Genomic DNA, 24,124 nt, shown 5'->3' with positions numbered 1-24,124 from the left:
CCCCGGTCCCTCCGCGCCCCGGCGCTGAGCGGGGTGCGCGCCCCCCCGCGCTGGGGGGGGGTGGTGGGGGCCCTCCCGCGCCCGGAGAGGGGCCTTCGGAGAGCGCGGTTCCCCCTCTCCGTCTCGGCTTCGCCGAGCCACCTCTCCCCCACTTTCGTGGGGGCGAGGAACCCAAGCTGGAATGAAGCCGCGATGCCAACCTGAAGCGATTTCCCTAAAACACAGCAAGTTTGTTCTTGCTTTGTGCCGGCAGCTATGCTACTAATCTGGGTATGGTGCTAATTGGCTCCAACGATCCGCCCTCCGAGGCGGGTTTTTTATTTCAGGCCTTGAAAGTTCCGATGCTGCCGACCTGAGGTCGGCGGGACAGCGCCCCCTCTGTCCTGCCGGACATCTCCCCACTTGGGGGGAGATTGGCCGTCACCTCTCGATTTCGCTAATCACAGCGGTGAAGAGCGCAGAACTCGACGCGTGTGCCTGCCATTCTCTACGCCTCATCCTCATCGTCGAGCAGCCGAGTGGCGCGCCAGCGGGTCAGCACGATGTTGGTTTGCTCGATGACGAAGAAGCGCGCGGAATCGCGGTCATAGCCTTCGGCCAGCAGCTTTTCGTAGTCGGTGTGCATATGGCGGATGTGGGCTATCGTCGCCAGCCACACGGCAATGCTCGGCGGCAAGGTCTTCATATGCACGGCGCCGGCATCCGCACGGATCTTTTCCATGTCGGCATAGGGCGCCAGCGGCAGGAGCGCTGTCAGCGCCTTGGCGATGGCGCGGCGGCGGCCGGTCGGCGCGCTCATCACTCCACCCGTCCTGGCTCGTCCCGCCCGGCCATGGTCGCCTCGGCAAAGGCATCGGTCGAAGCGAAATAGGGCTTGATGTCGATGACCGGCGTGCCGTCGAGCACATCGATGGCGTCGAGATCGATGCGGCCGGTGTCGATGTCGACGGCAACCAGCCTGGCGACATGCAGCCCAATTGGGTTCGGCCGGGCAGGGGAGCGCAGCGAAAAGACGCCTTTCGGCTCTGTGGCATGGCGGGGTTTCTGGACAATCAGTTGCCGCGGCGCATGGTGCAGCCAGGACAGGATGATCACGTGGCTGGCGCGTTCCAGCCCAAGCAGGCCGTCCCGATAGAGCGGATCGATCGTGAGAACCGCCGGCTGTCCCGTCTCCCGCGCCGCCTTCATGTTCTTGGGGCAAGTTTCCCGTGTCGTCCACGGCGAAGCGATGCGGCCGATGAAGACGACATGGCCATCCGGCGGCATCGTTGCCGGGTCGGTTTCCAGGAGCTTTTCGCCGCTGCGCGTCTCGAACATGGTTCTCGCCCCGATCATGCGTCCGTTCTTGCGCGATCCGCCACGCATGCGTCATTTTCTTGTCCGGAAGCGACATAGCGCTTGCAAGCCTATCCAAACCGACATAAACATATGTTTATATCTTTTCAAAGAGAATGCTCGCATGCATGTCGCTCTCGACACGATGGTAGATACATTGAAGGCGGCTGCCGAATCCAGCCGGCTGCGCATATTGGCGCTGCTGTCGCGCGGCGATCTGACCGTGTCCGATCTCACCGAAATCCTTGGCCAGTCGCAGCCGCGCGTCTCGCGCCATTTGAAATTGCTGCTGGAGGCCGGGCTGATCGGCCGCTACCAGGAGGGCTCGTGGGCGTTCTTCCGGCTATCGGATTCCGACGCGTCGCGCGATTTCGTGCTCAGGCTGGTCTCCGGCATCCGCGGCGCCGATCCGCAGGTCGAGCGTGATCTCGAACGGCTGGCCGCAGTCAAGCGCAAGCGGCAGGACCGGGCTGCCGAATATTTCTCGGTAAACGCCGCAAGCTGGGACCATATCCGCTCGCTGCATGTGCCGGATCGCGCGGTCGAAGCAGCTCTCATCAAGCTCGTCGGCAAGCGGCCGTTCCAGTCGATGCTCGATCTCGGCACCGGCACCGGACGGCTGCTCGAGATCTTTTCGCCGCTCTATCGGCGCGGTGTCGGCATCGACATGTCGCGCGAGATGCTGACGGTGGCGCGCGCCAATCTCGACAGGGCCGGCGTTTCGAATGCACAAGTGCGCCAGGGCGACATTTTTGCGCCACCGGTCGAACGCGACGCCTTTGATCTCGTTACCATCCATCAGGTGCTGCATTATCTCGACGATCCCGCCCGCGCCATCCGCGAGGCGGCGCGTCTGTTGCGCCCGGCCGGCCGGCTGGTGATCGTCGATTTCGCGCCGCACGCGCTGGAGTTCTTGCGCGAGGAGCACGCGCATATGCGTCTCGGCTTTTCCGACCGGCAAATTGGCGACTGGTTTTCCGAGGCCGGCCTCGACCTTGAGGACAGCCAGGAATTCGAGCCGCGCGGCGGCAACGAGGCCAAGCTCACCGTCAAACTCTGGCTCGGCCGCGATCGGCGCATGCTGATTGCCGAGCCTTCCAACGACAGACAACCGGCCAATGCGTATCCGATAGGGGAAACCGCCTGATGAACCAGTTCCGCTTCTCCCGCCGCCCCGACATCGGCGACAAGGTCAGGGTTTCGTTCGAGTTCTTTCCGCCGAAAAACGATGAGATGGAAGCAAGGCTGTGGGACACGGTCACCCGGCTTGAGCCGCTCAAGCCGAAATTCGTCTCGGTCACCTATGGCGCCGGTGGTTCGACCCGCGAGCGGACGGCCCGCACCGTCAAGCGCATCCTCAATGAAACGACGTTGACGCCGGCGGCGCACATGACCTGTGTCGATGCGGCGCGTCACGAGGTCGATGCGGTGATCCGGGAGTTCGCCGATATGGGCGTCAAGCGTTTCGTCGCTCTGCGCGGCGATCCGGCCGAGGGCGTCGGCGCGACTTACCGGCCGCATCCGGAAGGCTATGCCAATGGCGCCGAGCTGGTTGATGCGCTGAAGGGCGCCGGCGATTTCGACATCTCGGTCTCGGCCTATCCGGAAAAGCATCCGGAAAGCCCGGATTTCGCCACCGACTTCGACATGCTGAAGCGCAAGGCCGACAATGGCGCGACGCGGGCGATCACCCAGTTCTTCTTCGACAACGATCTCTATGAGCGCTATGTCGAACGGGCACGGCGGGCCGGCATCTACATACCGATCGTGCCGGGCATATTGCCGGTGCACAATTTCACCCAGGTCGCCAACTTTTCGGCGCGGTGCGGCGCCTTGGTGCCGGCATGGCTGGCCGAGCGTTTCGATGGGCTGCAGAACGATCCGCAAACGCATGCGCTGGTGGCATCTGCCGTGGCGGCCGAGCAGGTGCTGGACCTTGTCGAGCGCGGCGTCGGCGATTTTCACTTCTACACGATGAACCGGGCCGATCTGGTCTTCGCCATCTGCCACATGATCGGCATCAGGTCGCACGAAGTCGAGGCGGCGGGATCCGCCGCGGCGTAAGGCGGCAGGCACCTTTTTGAAATGTCAAAGATCGGGGGAATGCAAAAGGCCGGGCAAAATGCCCGGCCTTTTCAATGGTTTGGAGTATTCGGTGCTGGTCTTCCCCCGCTCAGCGGCCTTATGGAAGGACGCCCATAATGAGGGCGCCAATGAATGCAAACGCAGCACAAATCATCAATGCGTTGATCGGCCTCGTCAGTCCCATGTCATAGCCTCCTCTTAAAGAGCTATGGCGAGAGTCTAGGGTCATTTGTGCCACAGGCAAGCAGAAACTTTGCTGCAATGCGACGAGATTGTGGAATTTGCGACCTGCCGTTTGCCGTTAGGCATTGAAACTCTTTGTCAAAAGCCGGCTCGGGACCTGTGAATAATTTGTGGCAAAGCTGTGGCAGTAGCGAGAATGGCAGCGCTACCGCGGCGGAAATCGGAATCGATTTTCGGACCGACTGAAGAGAATGCGGTAGGCAATCGGCAGCGTTGTGAGATAGCTAGGACTTGAATTTTCTGCCAATTGGCAGTATATTGCCTGCCAAGTGATGGAGGCTGGAATGAGTGTCGCTTGTGCGGTTCGCGATCCTGCAAATCAGGCTTTGCCGGCAAATCTGGCGGATGCCTCGGCACGGGCGCGGCTCACGCCAGCGGCTGTTGCCGGCATCATCAGGCTCGCAGACATCTGGCATCTGACCAGCACCGAGATCTGTACCTTGATCGGCGACGTGTCGGAGAGAACCTGGTTCCGCATGAAGAAAGGCGAGTGGGAGGGCGTTCTCTCCCAGGATTCGCTGACACGCATCAGCGCCCTGATCGGCATCTTCAAGGGACTGCGGCTTCTGTTCTCCGAAGCGCTTGCCGATGAATGGGTGCGGTTGCCGAACAAAGGGCCTCTCTATGGTGGCCGGCGCCCCCTGGACGTAATGATCGAGGGCGGCATTCCGAAGCTGCTGCAGGTTCGCCAACATATCGACGCTTTGCGCGGTGGACTTTGAATGCAGATCCCGCCGCGCGCTGACATTTCCCAGCGCGATACGATCCGGCTGATTTCGACAGGCAGGTTCAAGGAACCGGTCCTGATGCCGTTGGCCAGGAATCATGGAGATTTGGAGGACCTTGCGGAGCTCGAAGGAGCCACCAGCGGCCGCCTTCAGGCGCAGCAGGGGGGATTGCCCGACCTCGATCCGCGCGAACTGGTTTTCGGGAGACCGGGCTACACCTTCATCAATGCGGCGTTCGCTTACACCCGTCCGGGCGGCAATCGTTTCAACGATGATGCCAGGGGCGTCTGGTACTGTGCGTTCGATGCGGAAACCGCACTCGGCGAGGTCTCTTTTCATCTGACGCGCGAGCTTGCCGCAATCGAACGTTTCGAAAACGTCACCGACTACGCGGAGCTCGTTGCCGACTTCATAGGCTCGTTTCACGATCTGCGCGGTGCTGAGTTCAGCAAGGACCCGGTGCTCGATCCGGATACTGTCTTAGCCTATCCTGCCGGTCAGGCGCTGGCGAAGCAACTCCGCAAGCAAGACGCCGCGAGCGGCTTTGTCTATCCTTCCGTGAGACATGTCGGCGGGACCTGCCTTGCCGCCTTCCTTCCCGATCTCGTTCAGAATCTCCGGCAAGGCGGTATCTGGCGTCTGGAATGGCAGGGTTCATCTGTTCCCGCGATCACGCCCATATAGCGCACGATCGGGAGCGACAACTTCGCTGCGCCATCTCTAACGCCGCCAGAACAGTCGACCGTCGATGGTGACGAGGCCGAGGGCGATCAGCGCCATGCCGCCGAGTTCGAACAGTTCGAGCCGCTCGCCCAGGAACAGGAAGCCGAGCAGGATGGCACTGGCCGGCACGATGAGCGTGACCAGCGAGGCGTTGGTGGCGCCGGCCGAGGCGACGAGATTGAAATAGAGGATGTAGGCGAAGGCCGTCGACAGCAGAGCCAGTGCCAGCACCGCCGCCCAGACCGGCGGTGAAGCCGAAAACAGATTGGCGGCATCATAGGTGAACAGAACGACCGGAACCATGATAACGGTCGAGCAGGTCAATTGTCCGGTGGCAATGACCGGCGACGGCACACCCCTGAAGCGGCGGGCAATCATCAGTGCAACCGCATAGGATAGCGACGCTCCGATGAGCGCGAATTTCGCCCAGACCGGACCGCCGAGCCCGGCGACGAGGCCGGGGCCGATCATCACCGCCGTTCCCGCGATACCGAGGGCGATGCCGGCAAGCTTGTTCCACGACAGCTTTTCGTCGCTGGTCAGGGCGTTGGCGAGGATCAGCGTCCAGAACGGCGTCGTCGAATTGAGCACCGAGGCGACACCGGCGCCAAGCTCGGTCTGGCCGGCAAAGATCAGCGAGAAAGGGATGACATTGTTGGCGAGCGCCAGCAGGAAGAACAGGCCGGCATGCGGCAAGGCGAGGCGAAACGACGGGCCACGGACCGCAAGATAGAGCTGCAACGCGATCGCAGCTATGGTGACGCGGAACAGCACCAGCACCAGCGGCGGAAGTTCCGCTACCGCAATACGGGCAAAGAAGAACGAGCCGCCCCAGATCGCGCCGAGCAGCAGAAGCTGCGCCCAGTCCTTGAGCACCATCGGCCCGCGCATTGTGGTGGTGGCAGCTATCGCCATTGGTCGTCCTCCCAGACGAGATGCCTTGCTCTCTTCAGGCATCTGTTCACGCTCCACCCGGTCCGGCGGCAAGGGCCACCCGAAACCTGAGCGATGGCCTAGCTCGCTCATAACCGGCGTACAGAACGGCGTAGCGCCGCGAAGCTAGGGCGGCGAGACATAGAATTGTTTTCATTAGCCGCTAGCTTGGATTAATTGTGCGCAGCCTCAGTCAAGGGATTCGTCCATGCAGCGATTCGAAAATGCCCGCGAGGCAGCGCTGGCGCTTCGCCCGGACGATCCGATCTATTGCTTCCGCCCGCAGGTGCTGAAGGCGGACGCCAAACAGTTCATGGGCATGTTTCCCGGCAAGACTGCCTATGCGGTCAAGACCAATGGCGAGCGGATCGTGCTCAACGCCCTGGTCGAGGCCGGCGTCAGTGCCTTCGATGTGGCCTCGCCCGGCGAATTCGCTGCCGTGCGCGCCGTCTCGCCCGACGCCGAGATGCTCTACATGCACCCCGTGAAGGCGCAGTCGGACATCAGGCTGGCGCTGGAAAAATACGCCGTCCGCGTCATTTCGCTCGACCATGAGGACGAGATCACCAAGCTGACCAGGGTGGTGCGGGCGCTCGACATCGATCCGGGCGCGATTACCGTGTTCGTGCGCATCCAGACGAAAGGCTCGGCAGCTTACGAACTGTCGAAGAAGTTCGGCGCCGGACCGGCCAATGCGGTCGAACTGGCCGAACGGCTGAACCGGACGGGCTACAAGGTCGGGCTGTGCTTTCACGTCGGCAGCCAGATCGAGGATCCCGACACCTACGAGCGGGCGCTGGCCTCCGCCGACTGGGTGCGCAACCGCGTCGGCTTCGACATTGCCGGGCTCGATGTCGGCGGCGGCTTTCCGGCCGAATACGGTCATGATCCGAACAGCCGCAAGCCGGAAATGCCGTCGCTCGGCCAGATCATGTCGCGGTTGTCGGGCGACCTCCAGGAGTACCAGTTCGACCAGATGCCGCTGGTGGCCGAGCCGGGCCGGGTGATCGTGGCGCGCTGCCTGTCGCTGATCGTGCGAGTGCTGCTGCGCAAGGGCAAAAGGCTCTACATCAATGACGGCATCTGGGCGTCGCTGTCGGATTCATGGACCGGCAAGATCACGTTGCCGGCGCGCTTCATCCCCGATCCGGCGATCCGCTCGCGCAATGGCGAGGACAAGACCATCGTGCCGTTCAAGGTCTGTGGCGCGACTTGCGATTCCGTCGATATATTGTCGCGGCCGTTCTGGCTGCCCGAAACCGTCGATACCGGTGACTGGATCGAGATCGGCCATATCGGCGCCTATTCGCTGTCGCTCCGAACACGGTTCAACGGCTTCTATCCCGACACTTTCGTCGAGGTGGCGACGCCATTCGACGAAGGCGATGCGCCGCAGGGGTTTGCCAGCCTGGAGACGATGGCGGATTAGTTAATGGTGGAATAGTGAATAGTGAATAGTGAATAGAAGTAGTTCTTGCTTCCGTCCCGCTCCCGTGAATCGTCACCATTCACCATTCAGTCAGGCCACGCCGCCGCCGGCCTGGATATTCTCGCCGGTAAGCCAGCGAGCCTCGTCCGAGGCCAGGAAAACCGCGACATCGGCGACGTCGCGCGGCGCTCCGATCCGGCCGAAGGGCGACATGCCGGCGGCCACGGCGCGGTCCCGTTCGGGAAGCAGGTCGGTGTCGGTGAAGCCTGGTGAAAGCGCATTCACGGTAACGGAGCGCGGGCCGAGTTCGCGCGCGAGGACGCGGACGAACTGTTCGACGGCTCCCTTGCTGCCGAGATAGAGCGCCGTGTGCGTGAAGAACATCCTGGTTCCACCGGTGGAAACGGCAATGATGCGGCCACCGTCGCGAACGCGGCGCGCCGCCTCCTGAAACGTGAAGAAGGTGCCCTTGGCATTGGTGCCGAACACATGATCGAAGTCCGCTTCGGTAGCCTCGACGAGCGGTTTTATGACGGCGACGCCGACATTGGCGACGACGACGTCAATCGGCCCCATCTGCCTCTCGGTTTCGTCGAACAGCTTGCGAATGTCGGGGATGCTGGAGACGTCCGCCTGGATGGCGATCGCTTTTCCGCCAATCCCTTCAATGGCGGCAACCACTTCCCTGGCTGCTTTCTCGTTGCCCACATAGTTGACGACCACGGCAGCACCCTTGGCCGCGAGCCCCTCGGCGATGGCGCGCCCGATGCCACGCGAGCTGCCGGTCACAAGTGCGGTTTTGCCTTCGAGTGGACGATGCATGGCTGTTCCTTCCGTCTGATTACGGCCGCCTCGATCGAGCGGCGTTCCAGGGAAAGCTATGGGCATGCTATTGCTCAGAGAATAGCCTATTATCTTACTGACTTGTTAAGCCTGGGGTACATAATGCGCGGAACCGAGTTTTCCGAACTCACGGCATTTGCAGCAATCATCGAAGAGGGCAGCTTCGTCCGCGCCGCGGCCAAACTCAGGATTTCGCCTCCAGCACTCAGCCAGACGATACGTGGGCTGGAAGAGCGTCTCGGTGTCCGCCTGCTCAACCGCACCACGCGCAGCATGTCGCCGACGGCTGAGGGCGAGAAGCTGTTTGCCCGCATCGCACCGGCGTTCAGCGAACTGGAAGGGGCCGTCGCCGACGCGCATGCATCACGCGGCCGGCCGGCAGGCTCGCTGCGCATCAATGTTCCGCGCATTGCCGCCACGCGTTTCATCGCGCCGATCCTCGGCGATTTCCGCCGCGCCTATCCCGATATCGCCCTCACAATCATTGTCGACGACATGCTCACCGACATCGTCGAGGGCCGCTTCGATGCCGGAATCAGATTGGGTGAGCGGCTGCACAAGGACATGGTGGCGGTGAAACTCAGCGAGGAACTCGAGATGGCCGCAGTGGCGGCGCCGAGCTATCTGGCGCATCGCCCGATACCCCGTCGCCCCGCGGACCTGCATCATCACCAATGCATCAATTTCCAATGGCCGAGCGGCGGCAATCTCTACCGCTGGGAGTTCGCCCGAGGCCAGCGTGCCTTGGAAGTGGCCGTCAGCGGCGGCCTGACGGTCAACGATACGGAACTGATGATCGGGGCGGTTCTGGATGGGGTCGGCGTGGCGTACATGCTGGAATACCAGGTCCGGCCGTGGATCGAAGCGGGAAAGCTAATCCGTTTTCTCGAAGCCTGGTCGCCGAGATTTCCGGGTTTTTATCTATATCACGCGAGTTCCCGCCAAGTTCCGGCGCCGTTGCGAGCGTTCATCGATTTCCTGCTTGCCAGGCGGTGATGTGAATAGTGAATAGTGAATAGTGAATAGTGAATAGTGAATAGTGGTAGCTCTGGTGCTCAATGCGGCTCCTGTTCTATTCTTTTCACCATTCACCATTCACCATTCACCATTCACCACCTTCACAGCCTGTCCAGCAGCTCCGGAGTCGGCCAGCCGTCGACCGGCAGGCCCAGACGCATCTGCTCCTTGCGGATGGCTTCGCGGGTGTTGGTGCCCAGGATGCCGTCGACGGTGCCGACGTCATAGCCTTTCGCTTCGAGCTTGGTCTGCAGCGCCTTCATCTGGTCGCCGTCGAGGCCGGGTTCGGGGTTGCGCGGATCGAATCGCGGCGCGCCCCCCAGTCGGGCGGCAAGATTTGCCGCGGTCAGGGCATAGGTGAAGGACTGGTTCCACTCGAGATAGACGTCGAAATTGTCGTAGGTCAGGAAGGCTGGCCCCTTGCGACCCATGGGCAGCGCCAGGCCGGCCTTCAGGCCGTTGTCGAGAAGCGGCGTACCGTCGGGCCTGGTAACGCCCCACTGGCTCCATTGCGTCAACGGCAGCTTGTTGGTGCGTCCCGTCTGCTCCCACGGCAAATCGTCAGGCACACGGACTTCCTCGATCCAGGGCTGGTCGCGCTTCCAGCCGCGCGACTGGATCTTGCTGGCCGTGCTCATGATCACGTCCGGCGCGCTGCCGCGCAGGTCGACCAAGCCATCGCCGTCGCCGTCGACGCCGTGGCCGAGATAGTCGGAAGGCAACATCTGCGTCTGGCCGATCTCGCCGGCCCAGGCACCGGTCACGTCGGCCGGCACCACGCCGCGATCGATCAACATCAGCAGCGGCACGATCTGCGGCCGGAACAACTGCGGACGGCGGCAGTCATGCGAGAGGCTCACCAGCGCGTTCAGCGTATGAAAATCGCCCTGCACGGCGCCAAAATCGGTCTCCAGGGCCCAGAAGGCGGCGATGACCGGCGCCTGCACGCCGTATTCGCGATCGGCGCGGACAAAGACCTCGGCATATTTTTGCAGATTGGCCGCACCTTGCTTCAGCCGATGGGACGAGATCATGCGGTTCGAGAATTCGATGAAGGTCTGGGTGAAGACGCCCTGGGCGCGGTCGCGTGCCAACGCCTTCTCATCGAGGGTGGCGTTTTCCAGCGCATCAAGGCCGGCAGCGCCGACGCCGGCCGCCCTGGCCTCCGCCGCCACGCCGTGCTTCCATGACTCGAAATCCCCGCCGCATTGCTGTGCCGCGGCCGGCACGGCGGTCAGGAGCAGCGCCGCGATAATTCCAAAGCGCGATCGCATCGCCATCCTTCCGAGAAGATTACCAGCGGTTGCGGGCATTCGTCATTGGCTGTGTCGAAAAGCAGGCGGCAGGCCTGGTGTCAACGGGTGTTCTGCCGCAACCACTTCTTCCAGGCGGCTTCGGAGCCGTTGAAGACGTTGATGTCGGCGTTTCCGGCCATGCCCGGCACGACACCCGTTCCGGTATACTGCCAGAAGGTGAAGGGATGGCTGCCGTATTTCTGGCGCGGGTGCCCGGCGACGGAGCGCAGCCAGTAGGGGTAGCCGCGGAAACCCGATAAACCATTATCTTCGAAGAAGTCGACCGACGTGTAGATGATCGGCTTCTTGCCGTAGTGTTTTTCGACGATTTCGAGGAATGTGCTCATCTCGCTGCGTACCGTGGCGGGATCTGGCCGCAGCTTGCAGGTCGGCGATTTCGGGTTCCATTCCATGTCGAGAACCGGCGGCATCGCCGAACCGTCTCTGGGCACGTTCTGGATGAACCAGCGCGCCTGGGTAGCGGCCGGCGTGCAAAAGTAGAAGAAATGATAGGCGGCACGGGGGACGCCCGAGGCCTTGGTGCGGCTCCAATGCTCGTTGAAAGCTTCATCGAAACGGTCTCCGCCTTCGGTTGCCTTGATAAAGGCGAAGGAGATGCCGCTGGCCCTGGCCGCCGGCCAGTCGATCGAGGTCTGGTATTTGGAGACGTCGGTGCCGTGGACGGCGTAGCTCCACGGTGCGCCGCTATCCCATTCATGCGGGTCGGAATCGGCAAAACGCGGCGCGCGTACCGCAACCATCGAGGCGCTGGACGACGACAGCGATGGCGTCAGATCCTCGACTGTCGAGCAGGCACCAAGCAGCGTCAGCGTGATGAGAACCGCGAAACGGCGCATCGCTACTTCCCGAGCCGGTTTCAGCCGGCCGCTGATGGGTCTTTCCGCGGGTGCCCCTCGACCAGGCGCAGCGTGTCTGAAACCGACTTACGCGACGCGCCTGGATCTTCGTTTCATGCATTCCCAAACCGTTACGCAGTTTTGGGACGCATGCATTCAAGCCCCGCCGGACGGTCACCCCACAGGATCGCCCGGTCTGTCCTAAGCGCGTCGCTTCGACGCGCTTAGCTCTTTTGTCTATGCATGTCGTTGTCCCAAAACCGCTGCGCACTTCTGGGCGACATTCACCTGTGATCGCCGATCATGGTTGATATTCGGTTGACGGCGCTCGACAAGAGCCGCGATTTTGCCGAAACAATGGCGGCAAATCGATGACATAGATCGCGCTCAGGGGAATTCGAAAAAATGCAGATCCTCCTGAAGTTCGTCAAATGGCTGCTCGGCCTGGCTGTGCTGGCCGCCGCGATACTCGCCGGCTGGCTGTATTTCGCGCCGCCGGAACTGATCCGCGTCGGTTCCGGCTATGCCGCCAAGATCGTCTGCTCGAACGTCTTCATCGCCGGGCGAGACGCCAACGACGTGCTCGCCGTCGATGTGCAGGCGCCGGGTCATCCGCTGCTGAAGCTGATGAGAGTGTCGGTCGACAAGGAGAAGGGAACGGTTTCGGCCGGCCTGTTCGGTGTGCTCGGCAAAAGTGTCGCGGTTGCGCGCGACGGGCTCGGCTGCGCCTCGGTTCCCGACGGCGATATTGCCGCCGCCAAGGCTGTCGCCGGAGCTGCACCGACGCCGGCGCCGCTGCCCGATCTGATCTGGCCGGAGGGCGACAAGGCCGATGCCTCGCAGGATCCCGAGGTCGCGAAAGTCCTCGACGATCCAGCAATGACCGGCGCCGGCATGCGGGCGGTCGTGGTGGTCAAGAACGGCCGCATCGTCGCTGAGCGTTATGGCGACGGCTTTTCCGAAAAGACGCCGCTATTGGGCTGGTCAATGACCAAGACCGTAAATGCGGCGATCGTCGGCACGCTGGTGAAGGAGGGCAAGCTGGCGATGACCAACCAGGGTCTGTTCGGTCCCTGGAAGGGAGATGGCCGCGCCGTGATCAGCCTCGCCGACATGATGGCGATGTCGAGCGGGCTGGAATTCAACGAGGATTATGGCGACGTCGCCGACGTAACGCGCATGCTCTATCTCGAACCGGACATGGCGGGCTTTGCCGGATCCAAGCCGCTGACCGGCGAGATCGGCAAGGTGTTTTCCTATTCGAGCGGCACGGCGGTGATGCTGTCCAGGCTGTGGCAGGACGCAATCGGCGACAAGGACAAGGCACTGGCGTGGCCGAGGAACGCGCTGTTCGATCCGCTCGGCATGCAGAGCGCTGTGCTTGAGGCCGACGAGCACGGCACCTTCGTCGGCTCGTCCTATCTCTATGCCACGGCACGCGACTGGGCGCGCTTCGGCCAGTTCCTGCTGCAGGGCGGCGTCTGGAACGGCCAGGAGATCCTGCCCGCCGGCTTCGTCGACTGGATGCGGGAACCGGCAACTGCCTCGAAAGTCTACGGCAAGGGGCAATTATGGATAGAAGGACCGGGCGACGAAGAAAACCCCGGCGCCGGCACTGCCGCCGGCGTGCCCAAGGACACCTATTGGATGGAGGGGCATGATGGGCAAACGGTTGCCATCATCCCCTCAGAGCAGCTGGTTGTGGTGCGGCTCGGGCTGACGCCGGCCAGGCTCGGCTACCGGCCGCAGGCGATGGTGGCGGCGCTGATCAAGGCGCTGCACTGAGGAATGCGGCGGTCGCAGTCTTGTCTATGCGGCTGTCGCCAAAGGCTTGGCGCGATCAACACGCGCCCGCTCGTCGGGTGAATTCATAACCGTCCAAAGATCGTTACGGCGCTGGACGTTCAACCAGAAATCCGGGCTGTTGCCAAACACCCGCGCCAGAATGAGCGCGGTAGCCGCCGTCACGTTGCGGCGGCCGTTGCACAATTCGTTCACATGCTTGCGCTGGACGCTCATAGCTTCGGCCAAAGCCGCCTGTGTCAGGCCGAGTGGTTGCATGAATTCTTCCGTAAGAATTTCGCCAACCGTTGCTGGCTTGCGTGCGGTCATCAACATGTCTCACCTCACTTATATATAACTGTGGTCGTCGAGATAGATGTCCGACGCCTCGCCCCGGCCCCCGTCCCAGCGGAAGACCAGCCGCCATTGTTTGTTGACACGGATCGAATGGAAGCCTTCGAGATTGCCGCGCAACTTCTCGAAATGGTTGCTGGGCGGCACACGCAAATCCTGATCGATCGCCGCGTCGTCAATCATCTGGAGCTTGCGGAACAAACGGCTTTCGAGATCGGACGGAATATTGCGGGAGTGGGTGTCGTCCACGAAGAAAGCCCGCAGCCATCCATCTCTAAAGCCGATGATCATCCCATGCTTCCGGCGAGGAGATAATGTACCACTCCTTGGGTCACATGGCAATGTGTGATTTAGCCAATTAACTGATTTCAGCCACGGCCCCCATTTAGAATTGGAGCCCCAAAACCTTCCACGCCAAAATTGATATTAGATGGCGATCTTGATCACGCCGAGCCAGCTGTAGCCGCGATAAAGTGTTCTGAATCGAAGGCTTGCACCAACTCTCGCAGATTCCGATTCCAGGACGTCGCGCAGGGCTTCACGCGGCTGGACATGGAATTTTTTCAGCCAGCCGCGCAACAGCTTGCGGAACCAGCTGGGCAAGGCTTCCTGCTGGCCAAAATCGACGACATGCAGCGAGCCACCCGGTGACAGAGCAGCAAGAGCCGCGGATACCGTCTTTTCCCAGCCGGGGATCATCGACAGCGAATATGAGACAAAGACGCGGTCGAAACTTTCGACGCCGAACAGCGCTTTCGCGTCGAAATTCGTGGCATCGCCGCGCGCCAGCGTGACGCGGCCGGAGAGGCCTTCGCGCGCGAGGGCGGCAGTGGCCGTCTCCAGCATCTCGGCCGAAATATCGAGGCCGAGGAAGCGCGCGCCGGGATAGTGGCGGGCGGCGAGGATGATGTTGCGGCCGGTGCCGCAGCCGAGCTCGAGCACGGTGCCGCCGGCCGGCACATCCAGTCCGGCGATAAGCCGGTCGCGGCCGAGCAGATAGTATTTGCGGGTCAGGTCGTAAATATGACGCTGCCAGCGGTAGACGCCGTCCATCAGCTCGGCATGGCTGGCCGGCAAGTCGGTCGTGCTCATGCGGACCGCTTCACATAGAGATGGAAGCCGCCATAGATGGCCGAGCGGTCGCGCGCCGAAAACTCGCGCGAGGCGTCGTTCTCGTAGCGCCACTGATCGAGCAGCGAATTCGAGACGCGGCCGGGCAGCAGGCTGGGTTCCGCTGCCGTGCGGAAGATGACGCGGGCGCCGGTGGAGGCGGTTCGGGTGATCTCGGCCCACAACCCGTCGAGCTGGTGGTCGGTCATCCAGTCCTGTGCATCGAGCAGCACGAAGCGATCCACCGAGCCGGCATCCTTTCCGGCAAGGAACTCGATCAGATTGGCGTGGTGGATGGCAACGCGATCGACATTGTTGCGGATCGTCTTGTAGTTGCGCTTTTCGAGATAGGCGGGCAGGGCGGCCTCGCCCGGATTAGGGTAGCGGCGGGCGAAAGCCTGCCAGGCGAAATAATTGGTCTTCAGCGGAAAATCGCAGGCGAGCTTTTCCAGTCGTGCCTTCAGCACGCTGGCCATGGTGCCGTCACCGGAGGTGATCAGCGAATCGTACTGGGCCGGCGGAATGCCGAGGCCGAACAGCGAAGCCTTTCGCGAGGTCGCCCATTTCAGCAGCGGTTTTTCGAAGACCGGCGCCAGCTCTTCGTCGAAGAAGCGGCGCTGATCGGCGATGCTCTTGGCGTCCATGATGCCGGCCGGGTCGACGCCGAAAAATTTTGCGGTGCGGTGGCCGATCGCGATGAACAGGCCAAGCAGGCCGGTCTGGTAGAAATTGCGGTCGAAGACAGCGATGCGGCGACGGCCGCGCCAGTTGCGGCGCTCCCAATAATGCCGGCTGACCGGGTCGAGATGCGGTGCGATGAAGCGATCGTAGGCCTGTGAATTGTGCCCGGTCTCAGCCGCGCCGAAGAAACGGAACAGGTCGCCCTGCGACGGCAGGTGACGGACGGCTTCGAGCTTCATCCGGTTCAGCGCGATATGGGCAGCGTTGAGGTCGACGGCATCGATCCTTTCCGGCGAGCGGGTGAGATAGGCAAGGATGTTACAGCCGCCGGAGGCAATGGTGACGATGCGGTGGCCCGTCCCGAGCTGCATCGCGTCCATGTCGATTTCGGGGTCTTCCCAGATCTGCGGATAGACGAGGCCGGAGAACAGGAAGGCGAACAGGCGCTCGGAGATGCCGGCTTTCGACAGCGGGCGGTTCTGGTAGACGGCCTTGCCGACTTCCTTGCCGCGGCGAAAAACCAGGTCCCCAGAAATGTCCGTCATGGCAAGGCGATTCCCCGTTTGCTTTGCCGCAAGCGGGTAGCGCAGGGTGATGACAGGCCAGTGACAGCCTGTTGACGCGAGTTCAGGCCTTGCCAAATCCACCTGGGGCCGGCGTCGTCACGATGACCGCCTCGCCAGCGTCGAGGATGGTCTGATCGCAGGCTTTCAGCGTCTCGATCGCGCCGGTCTTGCGGCGGACCTTGGTCGAACCGGCCTCGCCATCGCCGCCTCCGTCCAGTCCCCGCGGCGGGCGGTTGCGATGCGAGGACAGGATCGCGCATTCCATTTTTTCGAGGAAGCGGATGGTGCGCCTGGTGCCGTCGCCGGCGCTCCATTTGCCTTTCCCGCCGGAGCCTTCGCGGATATGGAAATCCTCGAGCAATACCGGGAAACGCAGTTCCAGCACTTCCGGATCGGTCAGGCGCGAATTGGTCATATGGGTGTGGACGCCGGAGGTGCCGGCAAAACCGCGGCCGTCGTTCATCCGGCCGGCCGGCGAGCCCGAGCAGATCGTCTCGTAATATTGGTACTGCTTGTTGCCGAAGGTGAGATTGTTCATCGTGCCTTGCGCATTGGCCATCGCGCCCATGGCGCCGAACAGCGCGTTGGTGACGTGCTGCGAGGTCTCGACGTTACCGGCGACGACTGCCGCGGGATAGGCGGGCTTCAGCATCGAGCCGTCGGGAATGACGATGTTGATCGGCCGCAGACATCCGGCATTCATCGGGATGTTGTCTTCGACCATGACGCGGAAGGCATAAAGCACAGCGGCTCGGGCGACTGGCTCTGGCGCATTGAAATTGTTCTTCATCACCGGCGACGTTCCGGTGAAGTCGACGGTGGCTTCGCGCTTCCGCCGGTCGACCGATATCTTCACCTTGATCATTTGGCCGGTGTCGGTCGGATATTCGTATTCGGAACTGTCGGGCAGCCGCTCCAGAACGCGGCGCACGCTTTCGGCGGCATTGTCCTGGACATGGCCCATATAGGCTTCGACGACATCGAGGCCGAAATGCGCGACCATCTTGCGCAGCTCGGCGACGCCCTTTTCGTTCGCGGCGATCTGCGCCTTGAGGTCGGCGATGTTCTGGTGCGGATTGCGCGCCGGGTAGGGGTGGTTGGTGAGCAGCGTCTCCAGGTCCTTCTCGCGGAACCGGCCGCGATCGACGATGCGGAAATTATCGAACAGCACGCCTTCCTCGTCGACGGTTGTGGCAAGCGGCGTCATCGAGCCGGGCGCGGTGCCGCCGATGTCGGCATGATGGCCACGCGAGGCGACGTAGAAGAGGATCTCCTCCCCCCTCGAGGGGGAGGTGGCGGCGAAGCCGCCGGAGGGGGTCGTTGCGGCAGTGCTCGACGCATTTGTGGTGCCTTCTGCGAGGACCCCACCCGGCCGCTTCGCGGCCACCCTCCCCTCAAGGGGGAGGGAAAACACCGGCGTCACCACGGTGATATCAGGCAGATGCGTGCCGCCATTGTAAGGTGCGTTCAGCGCAAAGACGTCGCCGGGGTGAATGTCGCCGGAATTGAGCCGGATGATGGTCTCCACCGAGCGATCCATGGAACCGAGATGCACCGGCATATGCGGTGCATTGGCGACCAGCGCGCCATTCCGGTCGAAGACGGCGCAGGAGAAATCGAGCCGCTCCTTGATGTTGACGGAATAGGCAGTGTTTTGCAGCGTTACGCCCATCTGTTCGGCGATCGACATGAACAGGTTGTTGAAGACCTCCAGCATCACCGGATCGGCTTCGGTGCCGAGTGCGGCCTGTCGGCGCTTCTTCTCGACGCGCCGCATCAATACGTGGTCCTTGGCGGTGATCTCGGCCTGCCAGCCCGGCTCGACGATAATGGTCTGGTTCGGCTCGATGATCAAAGCGGGGCCGGCGATCTGGCAACCGGGGTCGAGATCAGGGATGCCGTTGTCATACTCACGGAAATAAACCCCAGCGGTGCGCCATTGACCTTCAGAGTAGAGGCGCACCCGTTTCTGCGCTGGTCTGGAGTGGCGAACGCCAGGAAGGCTTTGTTCCTCGCGGCCGGTGCCGCCGGTATCGGTACCCTCGACGCCGACCGATTCGACGATCATCGGCTTGTCGTCGTAGACGAAACCGAACTGCGCCTTGTGCGCCAGTTCGAAGTCCGCCTTGGCCTGCGCAATCGAGCCGTGCCCGAAGTTCACAGGCAGCGCGGTATCGGTGCCGTCGTAGCGGATCTGCAGCACCGGTCTCGAGGCGACCGCGTCTTCGCTGATGCCTTGCGCGGCGAGTTCGTCGATGACGGCTTTGCGCAGCGTTGCGATGAGTTCATCGATCGCTGGCCCGGAATTGTCCGCCAGCGGCTTCAGCAGCGCCTGCTGGCGTGACGCAAATACAGAGGATAGGCCGATGCCGTATGCCGAGAGCAGGCCTGAGAAGGGATGGATCAGCACCGCCTCCATGCCGAGCGCATCGGCGACCAGGCAAGCGTGCTGGCCGCCGGCGCCGCCGAAGCAGTTCAGGAGGTATTCGGTGACATCGTAGCCGCGCTGCACCGAAATCTTCTTGATGGCGTTGGCCATGTTTTCGACGGCGATGGTGATGAACCCTTCGGCGACGGTTTCCGGCGAGCGGCCGTCGCCGATCTCGGCGGCAAGTGCGGTGAATTTTTCGCGAACCGTCTGGACGTCGAGCGGTTCGTCCTGGCCCGGTCCAAAAATAGCCGGGAAGAACTCGGGCTGCAGCTTGCCCAGCATGACATTGGCGTCAGTGACGGCCAACGGGCCGCCGCGCCTATAGGCGGCCGGGCCGGGATTGGCGCCGGCCGAATCCGGCCCGGCGCGAAAGCGGCCGGCCTCGTAATGGAGGATCGAGCCGCCGCCTGCAGCAACGGTGTGGATGCGCATCATCGGCGCGCGGATGCGCACGCCGGCGACCTCGGTGTCGAAGGCGCGCTCGTAGTCACCATCGTAATGGGCGACATCGGTGGAGGTGCCGCCCATGTCGAAGCCTATGACTTTGCCGAAACCGGCGAGTTTTGCCGTCTCGACCATGCCGACGACACCGCCGGCCGGGCCGGACAACAGCGCATCCTTGCCCTGGAACATGTCGGCGGCGGTGAGGCCGCCCGACGACATCATGAACATGAGGCGAGGGCTTTCCCTCCCGCTTGAGGGGAGGGTGGCGGCGAAGCCGCCGGGTGGGGTCGGCTCGACTGGGTTCGACACTCTGGCGGTGCCTTCTGAGATGACCCCCTCTGGCTGCTGCGCAGCCACCTCCCCCTCGAGCGGGGAGAGGGCACCCAGTTCCTCCGCCACCTTCTGCACATACCTAGCCAGGATCGGCGACAGATAGGCGTCGACCACCGTGGTGTCGCCACGGCCGACCAGCTTGATCAGCGGCGAGACCTCGTGACTGACCGAGACCTGCGAGAATCCGAGCTTTCGACAGACTTTGGCGACCGCCTTTTCGTGCTCGGGATGTTTCCAGGCATGCATTAAGACGATCGCGACCGCATCGATGCCATCCGCCTTGGCTTGCTCAATAGCCGGGCGTACCGAAGCAATGTCGAGCAGGCGCTCGACACTGCCGTCGGCGCGAACCCTTTCGTCGATTTCGACGACATGCTCATAGAGCTGTTCGGGAAGGATAATCTGCTTGGCAAAGATATCGGGCCTGGCCTGATAGGCAATCCTCAGGGCATCGCGGAAGCCTTTGGTGATGAGCAGAAGCACACGGTCGCCCTTGCGCTCGAGAAGCGCATTGGTGGCAACCGTTGTGCCCATCTTGACATCGCCGATCAGAGCGGAGGGGATTGGAGCGCCGGGTTGGACGCCGAGCAGCTCGCGAATGCCATGGATGGCAGCATCGGCATAGGCTTCGGGATTCTCGGACAGCAGCTTGCGCGGGTGCAGTGCGCCTTCCGGGTCACGGCCGATGACGTCGGTGAAGGTACCGCCGCGGTCGATCCAGAAATCCCATTTTGCAGTCACTGCGGCGGCTCCCTGGATTTTTCCCTGTTCGATCTGTTAGCTCGCGAGGCCCTGACCGGCAATCGTCAAGTGATTGGAATATGTTACAGGCAGAAATGCAACGTTACGAAACTCATGCGCAGCTTACGCATTGTGTCCTCGACCGCCGCCGGTAACGGAGGCGTGATTAGAGGAGAGATATCATGAAGAAACTCATTCTTGCGTCGGTGTCGGCGCTTGCGTTGCTTGGCCTTGCCGCCTGCAGCAACAGCGGCACCGACAACACCACGACGCAGAGCACCAACCCGCCGGCATCCGACCAGACGATGAAGCCGGCTGCTCCTGACGCCAACAAGCCTGCCGAGCCGGCTCCGGCTCCGGCGCCTGCGCCGGCTGCTCCGGCTCAGTAGTCAATGTGACAACCAAGGAAAGGCTGGCCTCACAGGCCGGCCTTTCTGCTGCTTACGATACCAGCGCCTGGCGGCCGAGTGCGACGACGTGAGCGCTGGCGCCAGCCGCCTCAGGCATTGCGCCAAATCGATTGGGCCAGCCCCTGCGGCACTGTCTTGGCTTGATAGCGATGGGTGGTTGGTCCTATGAAGCCCCCATGTCGATTTGGGACCGCCTTGGCGACTTCGTCACACGCGTTTCATCTTCAGCGTCGTCAGGCGTCGCCGAAGTGGTCGAGGCCGTGCGCACGGTTTTCTCCGGCGATGCCGATCTGCGCCGGCGCGTCGCCTTCTCGGTGGCGATGATCGCCCTGTCGGCCAAGATGGCCAAGGCAGACGGCATCGTCACGCAAGACGAGGTGCGCGCCTTCCAGGAAATATTCGAGGTGCCGAAGGAACAGAGGCGCAATGTGGCGCGGCTCTACGATTTGGCCAAACGCGACATTGCCGGTTTCGAGACCTATGCCGAGCGGATGGCGCAGCTTTGCGGTTCGGGCCATTCGAACTGCCTGATGCTCGAGGATATACTCGACGGGCTGTTCCACATCGCCAAGGCCGACGGGCTGGTGCATGAGCGCGAGGGCGAATTCCTGCATCGCATCGCCGAGATATTCCGCATCGATGAGGCGCATTACCAGAGCATCCTGGCCCGGCATGTCGATCTGGGTGCCGCCGATCCCTATGTTGTGCTCGGCATCGAGCGCGGGAAGCCGTTCGAGGAGGTCCGCAGGCGCTACCGCAAGCTGGTCTCCGACAATCATCCGGACCGGCTGATCGCACGCGGCCTGCCGCAGGAATTCATCAAGATCGCGACGACCAGGCTGGCGGCGATCAACGCGGCCTATGAAATGATCGAGCGAGGCCTGCGGCACGCATGAGCGGCTTTCCGCCCGATGAGCCGAGCGCCGAGGTCAGGGTATCGCCGAATTTCGGACCACGGCGCGGGACGCCCGGACCCGATATGATCGTGCTGCACTACACCGGCATGGCTACCGGCGCCGGTGCCGAGGCATGGTTGTGCGATCCGGCAAGCGAGGTCTCGTCGCACTACCTGGTCCATGAGGACGGCCGCATTGTTCAGATGGTAAGGGAAAGCGACCGCGCCTGGCATGCCGGCAGGAGTTCGTGGTTCGGGCTGAACGACGTCAACTCCTGTTCGATCGGCATCGAGATCGTCAATCCGGGGCATATGCTCGGCTATCGCAACTTTGCAAAACCGCAGATCGACGCGGTGATCGGCCTGTGCGCCGGCATCGTCGAGCGCCATTCCATTCCGGCGCAGCGGGTGCTTGCCCATTCCGACGTGGCACCGGGGCGCAAGGTCGATCCAGGCGAGAAATTTCCATGGAAGGCCTTGTTTGCCGCCGGTATCGGCCATGTTGTGCCGGCAGCACCGATCCGGCGCGGCGCCGTGCTGAAGCCAGGCGATACCGGCGCCGAGGTAGAGGCGCTGCAGTCGATGCTGGCGCTCTATGGTTATGGCGTCGAGATCACCGGCACTTTCGACCGGCAGACCGAAATCGTGGTAGAGGCATTTCAGCGGCATTTCCGGCAGCGCCTGGTCGATGGCATGGCTGATGGATCGACGATCCGCACGCTGGAAAGGCTGCTCGCTTCCGTAAGGATAGCCTCTCTCAAATAATCTTTTGCCAGCTTAAAAATTACAATCTGTTACTCAAAGTGACTTGCGTCGCCTTCTTTGGCGCCAATTCCGTCGTCAAAGGCGATCCGTACAGATTGTCGGACGTCTATCCCCCCAAATGTTCCGATGTTGATTGAGGGTATCTGCGCGAAGTTCTTTGTGCAGATCAAACAGAACAGGATCACATGCAGAAATTGACCGTTTTAACGGCAGCCATTGCTGCCGGCGTAATGACTTTTGCCTTCAGTGCGGCAAACAGCGCACCGCTGAGCCAGCGGGCCGATCAGGGCTTCAGTGCCGCAGCCGGCAAAACCGCCGTGCCGAAAGCCACCCGTGGTGCAAAAGTAGAGAAGACCGCCACCGCAAAAGTGGAACAAGCAACCGCGGTAAGGACGAAAAAGCCGGCCCCTGCGAAAAAGCCAACCGCTGCAAGAAAGACAATCTCAAAACACTATGTGAAGCGTAACCGCAAAAGCATCGACCACATGGCAACGGCGTCAGTCGCTCCGAAGAGCAGGCCAGCGCCTCAGGCGGTGGTAGTCGGCGCCAGCGGACAGTATTCGGCGATCATTGCGCGTTATGCCGCCAGCTATGGCGTCCCGGTGTCGCTCGCCAACGCCGTCATCAAGATCGAAAGCAACTACCAACCGAACCAGGTCGGCAGCGCCGGCGAGATCGGCCTGATGCAGATCAAGCCGGCGACGGCGCGGATGATGGGCTATAGCGGTTCGGTTCAGGGCCTCTACGATCCAGATACCAACATCAAATACGGCATGAAGTACCTCGCCATGGCGCGGGATCTCGGCGGCGGCACGACCTGCGGCACGATCCTGAAATACAATGCCGGCCATGCCGCCACACGGATGAACCCGGTGTCCGCAGCCTATTGCGGCAAGGTCAAGGTCCAGCTGGCTGCACTTGGAGCGCCCGCCTGACAAGCGACAACTTGCTTTTTCGTTTGCGTTTTCGGGCCTGAACCCCTTTATACGCCTTGCCAGCTGGCCGGGCGGCCGCACCCGCGAAGCCGAAAGGCTGCGGGTGAGGAAAGTCCGGGCTCCATGGAGACACGGTGCCGGTTAATGGCCGGCGGGGGCGACCCCAGGGAAAGTGCCACAGAAAGCAAACCGCCACGATCCAATCGTGGCAAGGGTGAAAGGGTGGGGTAAGAGCCCACCGCGCGACTGGCAACAGGAGCGGCACGGTAAACCCCACCGGGAGCAAGACCGAATAGGGGCGGTGCGAGGGGAAACCCTCGAGGGTTGTTTCCGGCTCACCGTCCGGGTAGGTTGCGTGAGGCGTATGGCAACATGCGCCCAAGATGAATGGCCGCCACGTTCTCGCCGTGTAAGCGGCGAGGGCCATACAGAACCCGGCTTACAGGCCAGCTGGCAGTTTTCCCCGATAAAAGGAAATCTCCTGATATCAGCAGGTTGCGTCTTCGGGCGCACCGTTGGTTTCAATTTTCGCTCTGCAATCGAGCGCGGCATTTCTTGAAAATGGTGCGATTAAATCGTACCATTTGCATGGCGGTACTGAGGAGCGCGTCATGGGAGTCAATAAACGCAGCATCACGCTGTCGCCGGAATTGGCGGCGGTGGTCGACGACGTGGTCGCCGCCGGCGAATATGCCTCGGCGAGCGAGGTGATCCGCGACGCGCTGAGGCAATGGAAGGACCGGCGCGACCTGCTCGGCTACACGGTCGAGGAATTGCGCAGACTGGTGCAGGAAGGGATCGACAGCGGGCCGGGGCTGGACGGGCCGCCAATCATGGAACGGCTGCGCGCCAAATATCTGAAAATGGCCGGAACCAAAGGCCTTGAGGAGTGAAATACCGCCTGCTTCCTCAGGCATTGATCGACCTCGAAGCCATCGGCGACTACATTGCCGAACAGAATCCAAATGCGGCGGTTCGGCTCGTGGATCTCTTGCAAAGGCGGTGGGATTTGCTGACCCTGCACCCCTTCTCAGGTGCGCCGCGCGAAGACATCGCAACCGGAATCCGTCACCTGATCGTCGGCGAATACCTCACCCTGTACCGCGTCAGTGAAGAGGCGATCGAAATCGTTCGCGTGCTGCACGGCCGGCGCAAGATCGACGCCGACGATCTGAATTCGTGATTGCCG

General features: G+C 62.2%; 24 protein-coding genes and 1 other RNA gene. 14 read left to right on the top strand and 11 right to left on the bottom strand.

The genetic code is table 11. From position 1 onward, the window contains the following. Nucleotides 1-487 precede the first annotated feature (487 nt). Together NKI59_RS15720 and tsaA are read right to left on the bottom strand one after the other, a co-directional pair. Nucleotides 488-799 (bottom strand): DUF2293 domain-containing protein, encoded by a 312-nt coding sequence (locus NKI59_RS15720; protein WP_023721229.1) that lies wholly within the window; start codon nucleotides 797-799, stop codon nucleotides 488-490. Further along, complete coding sequence (tsaA, locus tag NKI59_RS15715; RefSeq protein WP_352705239.1) at nucleotides 799-1,317, bottom strand: tRNA (N6-threonylcarbamoyladenosine(37)-N6)-methyltransferase TrmO; 519 nt, start codon at nucleotides 1,315-1,317, stop codon at nucleotides 799-801. The genes NKI59_RS15720 and tsaA overlap by 1 nt, the downstream gene beginning before the upstream one ends. A gap of 142 nt (nucleotides 1,318-1,459) precedes the next feature. Here tsaA and NKI59_RS15710 point away from each other — a divergent pair, with 142 nt between their 5' ends. The 4 genes from NKI59_RS15710 (at nucleotide 1,460) to NKI59_RS15695 (ending at nucleotide 5,075) form a co-directional block, all read left to right on the top strand. Continuing rightward, nucleotides 1,460-2,482, top strand: coding sequence for an ArsR/SmtB family transcription factor (locus NKI59_RS15710; RefSeq protein WP_352705230.1), 1,023 nt, complete (start codon nucleotides 1,460-1,462; stop codon nucleotides 2,480-2,482). Next, a complete protein-coding gene (metF, locus tag NKI59_RS15705) occupies nucleotides 2,482-3,399 on the top strand; it encodes a methylenetetrahydrofolate reductase [NAD(P)H] (protein ID WP_352705228.1) in 918 nt (305 codons plus the stop codon). Before NKI59_RS15710 ends, metF begins: the two co-directional genes overlap by 1 nt. A 548-nt stretch (nucleotides 3,400-3,947) precedes the next feature. Next, nucleotides 3,948-4,385 carry an antitoxin Xre/MbcA/ParS toxin-binding domain-containing protein gene (locus NKI59_RS15700; RefSeq protein ID WP_352705226.1) on the top strand — a complete coding sequence of 146 codons (438 nt, stop codon included), beginning with the start codon at nucleotides 3,948-3,950 and terminating at the stop codon, nucleotides 4,383-4,385. Beyond that, entirely contained in the window at nucleotides 4,386-5,075 is a 690-nt protein-coding gene (locus NKI59_RS15695; RefSeq protein WP_352705224.1) for an RES family NAD+ phosphorylase, read from the top strand. Nucleotides 5,076-5,111: 36 nt separating this feature from the next. On the opposite strand, the gene NKI59_RS15690 is transcribed toward NKI59_RS15695, so the two are convergent. Continuing rightward, entirely contained in the window at nucleotides 5,112-6,029 is a 918-nt protein-coding gene (locus NKI59_RS15690; RefSeq protein ID WP_352705222.1) for a DMT family transporter, read from the bottom strand. A gap of 226 nt (nucleotides 6,030-6,255) precedes the next feature. Here NKI59_RS15690 and NKI59_RS15685 point away from each other — a divergent pair, with 226 nt between their 5' ends. Further along, nucleotides 6,256-7,476 (top strand): alanine racemase, encoded by a 1,221-nt coding sequence (locus NKI59_RS15685; RefSeq protein WP_352465177.1) that lies wholly within the window; start codon nucleotides 6,256-6,258, stop codon nucleotides 7,474-7,476. A gap of 90 nt (nucleotides 7,477-7,566) precedes the next feature. Here the strand turns inward: NKI59_RS15685 and NKI59_RS15680 are convergent, their stop codons facing one another. Next, nucleotides 7,567-8,298 (bottom strand): SDR family oxidoreductase, encoded by a 732-nt coding sequence (locus NKI59_RS15680; RefSeq protein ID WP_352705220.1) that lies wholly within the window; start codon nucleotides 8,296-8,298, stop codon nucleotides 7,567-7,569. A gap of 123 nt (nucleotides 8,299-8,421) precedes the next feature. Between NKI59_RS15680 and NKI59_RS15675 the strand changes: the two genes are divergently transcribed. After that, complete coding sequence (locus NKI59_RS15675; RefSeq protein WP_352680279.1) at nucleotides 8,422-9,315, top strand: LysR family transcriptional regulator; 894 nt, start codon at nucleotides 8,422-8,424, stop codon at nucleotides 9,313-9,315. Nucleotides 9,316-9,437: 122 nt separating this feature from the next. On the opposite strand, the gene NKI59_RS15670 is transcribed toward NKI59_RS15675, so the two are convergent. Both NKI59_RS15670 and NKI59_RS15665 read right to left on the bottom strand, forming a co-directional pair. Beyond that, on the bottom strand, nucleotides 9,438-10,610 hold the full coding sequence (locus tag NKI59_RS15670; RefSeq protein ID WP_352680278.1) for a lytic murein transglycosylase: 1,173 nt from the start codon (nucleotides 10,608-10,610) through the stop codon (nucleotides 9,438-9,440). Between the two features lie 80 nt (nucleotides 10,611-10,690). Further along, complete coding sequence (locus NKI59_RS15665) at nucleotides 10,691-11,488, bottom strand: glycoside hydrolase family 25 protein (protein ID WP_502897774.1); 798 nt, start codon at nucleotides 11,486-11,488, stop codon at nucleotides 10,691-10,693. 405 nt (nucleotides 11,489-11,893) lie between these two features. On the opposite strand from NKI59_RS15665, the gene NKI59_RS15660 reads away from it, so the two are divergent. Continuing rightward, nucleotides 11,894-13,273 (top strand): serine hydrolase domain-containing protein, encoded by a 1,380-nt coding sequence (locus NKI59_RS15660; protein ID WP_352705218.1) that lies wholly within the window; start codon nucleotides 11,894-11,896, stop codon nucleotides 13,271-13,273. Between the two features lie 24 nt (nucleotides 13,274-13,297). On the opposite strand, the gene NKI59_RS15655 is transcribed toward NKI59_RS15660, so the two are convergent. The 5 genes from NKI59_RS15655 to NKI59_RS15635 form a co-directional block, all read right to left on the bottom strand. Next, nucleotides 13,298-13,606: a HigA family addiction module antitoxin gene (locus NKI59_RS15655; RefSeq protein WP_352453138.1), complete on the bottom strand. Its 309-nt coding sequence runs from the start codon at nucleotides 13,604-13,606 to the stop codon at nucleotides 13,298-13,300. 12 nt (nucleotides 13,607-13,618) lie between these two features. Continuing rightward, entirely contained in the window at nucleotides 13,619-13,915 is a 297-nt protein-coding gene (locus tag NKI59_RS15650; protein WP_352456184.1) for a type II toxin-antitoxin system RelE/ParE family toxin, read from the bottom strand. 135 nt (nucleotides 13,916-14,050) lie between these two features. Beyond that, nucleotides 14,051-14,716, bottom strand: coding sequence for a class I SAM-dependent methyltransferase (locus NKI59_RS15645; RefSeq protein WP_352705216.1), 666 nt, complete (start codon nucleotides 14,714-14,716; stop codon nucleotides 14,051-14,053). Further along, a complete protein-coding gene (locus NKI59_RS15640; RefSeq protein ID WP_352705214.1) occupies nucleotides 14,713-15,960 on the bottom strand; it encodes a BtaA family protein in 1,248 nt (415 codons plus the stop codon). The genes NKI59_RS15645 and NKI59_RS15640 overlap by 4 nt, the downstream gene beginning before the upstream one ends. Nucleotides 15,961-16,042: 82 nt before the next feature. Next, a complete protein-coding gene (locus NKI59_RS15635; protein ID WP_352705212.1) occupies nucleotides 16,043-19,930 on the bottom strand; it encodes a hydantoinase B/oxoprolinase family protein in 3,888 nt (1,295 codons plus the stop codon). A 182-nt stretch (nucleotides 19,931-20,112) separates the two neighbouring features. Here NKI59_RS15635 and NKI59_RS15630 point away from each other — a divergent pair, with 182 nt between their 5' ends. From NKI59_RS15630 to NKI59_RS15600, 7 genes are all read left to right on the top strand, one after another. Further along, a complete protein-coding gene (locus NKI59_RS15630) occupies nucleotides 20,113-20,319 on the top strand; it encodes a hypothetical protein (protein ID WP_023676780.1) in 207 nt (68 codons plus the stop codon). A 197-nt stretch (nucleotides 20,320-20,516) separates the two neighbouring features. After that, on the top strand, nucleotides 20,517-21,236 hold the full coding sequence (locus tag NKI59_RS15625) for a TerB family tellurite resistance protein (RefSeq protein WP_352471547.1): 720 nt from the start codon (nucleotides 20,517-20,519) through the stop codon (nucleotides 21,234-21,236). Next, complete coding sequence (locus NKI59_RS15620; RefSeq protein ID WP_352705210.1) at nucleotides 21,233-22,000, top strand: N-acetylmuramoyl-L-alanine amidase; 768 nt, start codon at nucleotides 21,233-21,235, stop codon at nucleotides 21,998-22,000. Before NKI59_RS15625 ends, NKI59_RS15620 begins: the two co-directional genes overlap by 4 nt. Nucleotides 22,001-22,185: 185 nt before the next feature. Beyond that, a complete protein-coding gene (locus NKI59_RS15615) occupies nucleotides 22,186-22,935 on the top strand; it encodes a lytic transglycosylase domain-containing protein (RefSeq protein WP_352471549.1) in 750 nt (249 codons plus the stop codon). Nucleotides 22,936-22,994: 59 nt separating this feature from the next. Next, nucleotides 22,995-23,393, top strand: an RNA gene (gene rnpB / locus NKI59_RS15610) — RNase P RNA component class A. A 153-nt stretch (nucleotides 23,394-23,546) separates the two neighbouring features. Then, nucleotides 23,547-23,828, top strand: coding sequence for a type II toxin-antitoxin system ParD family antitoxin (locus tag NKI59_RS15605; protein ID WP_352705208.1), 282 nt, complete (start codon nucleotides 23,547-23,549; stop codon nucleotides 23,826-23,828). Continuing rightward, nucleotides 23,825-24,118 (top strand): type II toxin-antitoxin system RelE/ParE family toxin, encoded by a 294-nt coding sequence (locus tag NKI59_RS15600; RefSeq protein WP_352501067.1) that lies wholly within the window; start codon nucleotides 23,825-23,827, stop codon nucleotides 24,116-24,118. Before NKI59_RS15605 ends, NKI59_RS15600 begins: the two co-directional genes overlap by 4 nt. Nucleotides 24,119-24,124 lie beyond the last annotated feature (6 nt).

Origin of the sequence: Mesorhizobium sp. M0598 (assembly GCF_040320865.1) — a bacterium.
In the GTDB taxonomy this organism is placed as follows: Bacteria; Pseudomonadota; Alphaproteobacteria; order Rhizobiales; family Rhizobiaceae; genus Mesorhizobium.
Note: the sequence above shows the minus strand (reverse complement) of the source record. Positions and strands in the feature narration are given on the sequence as shown.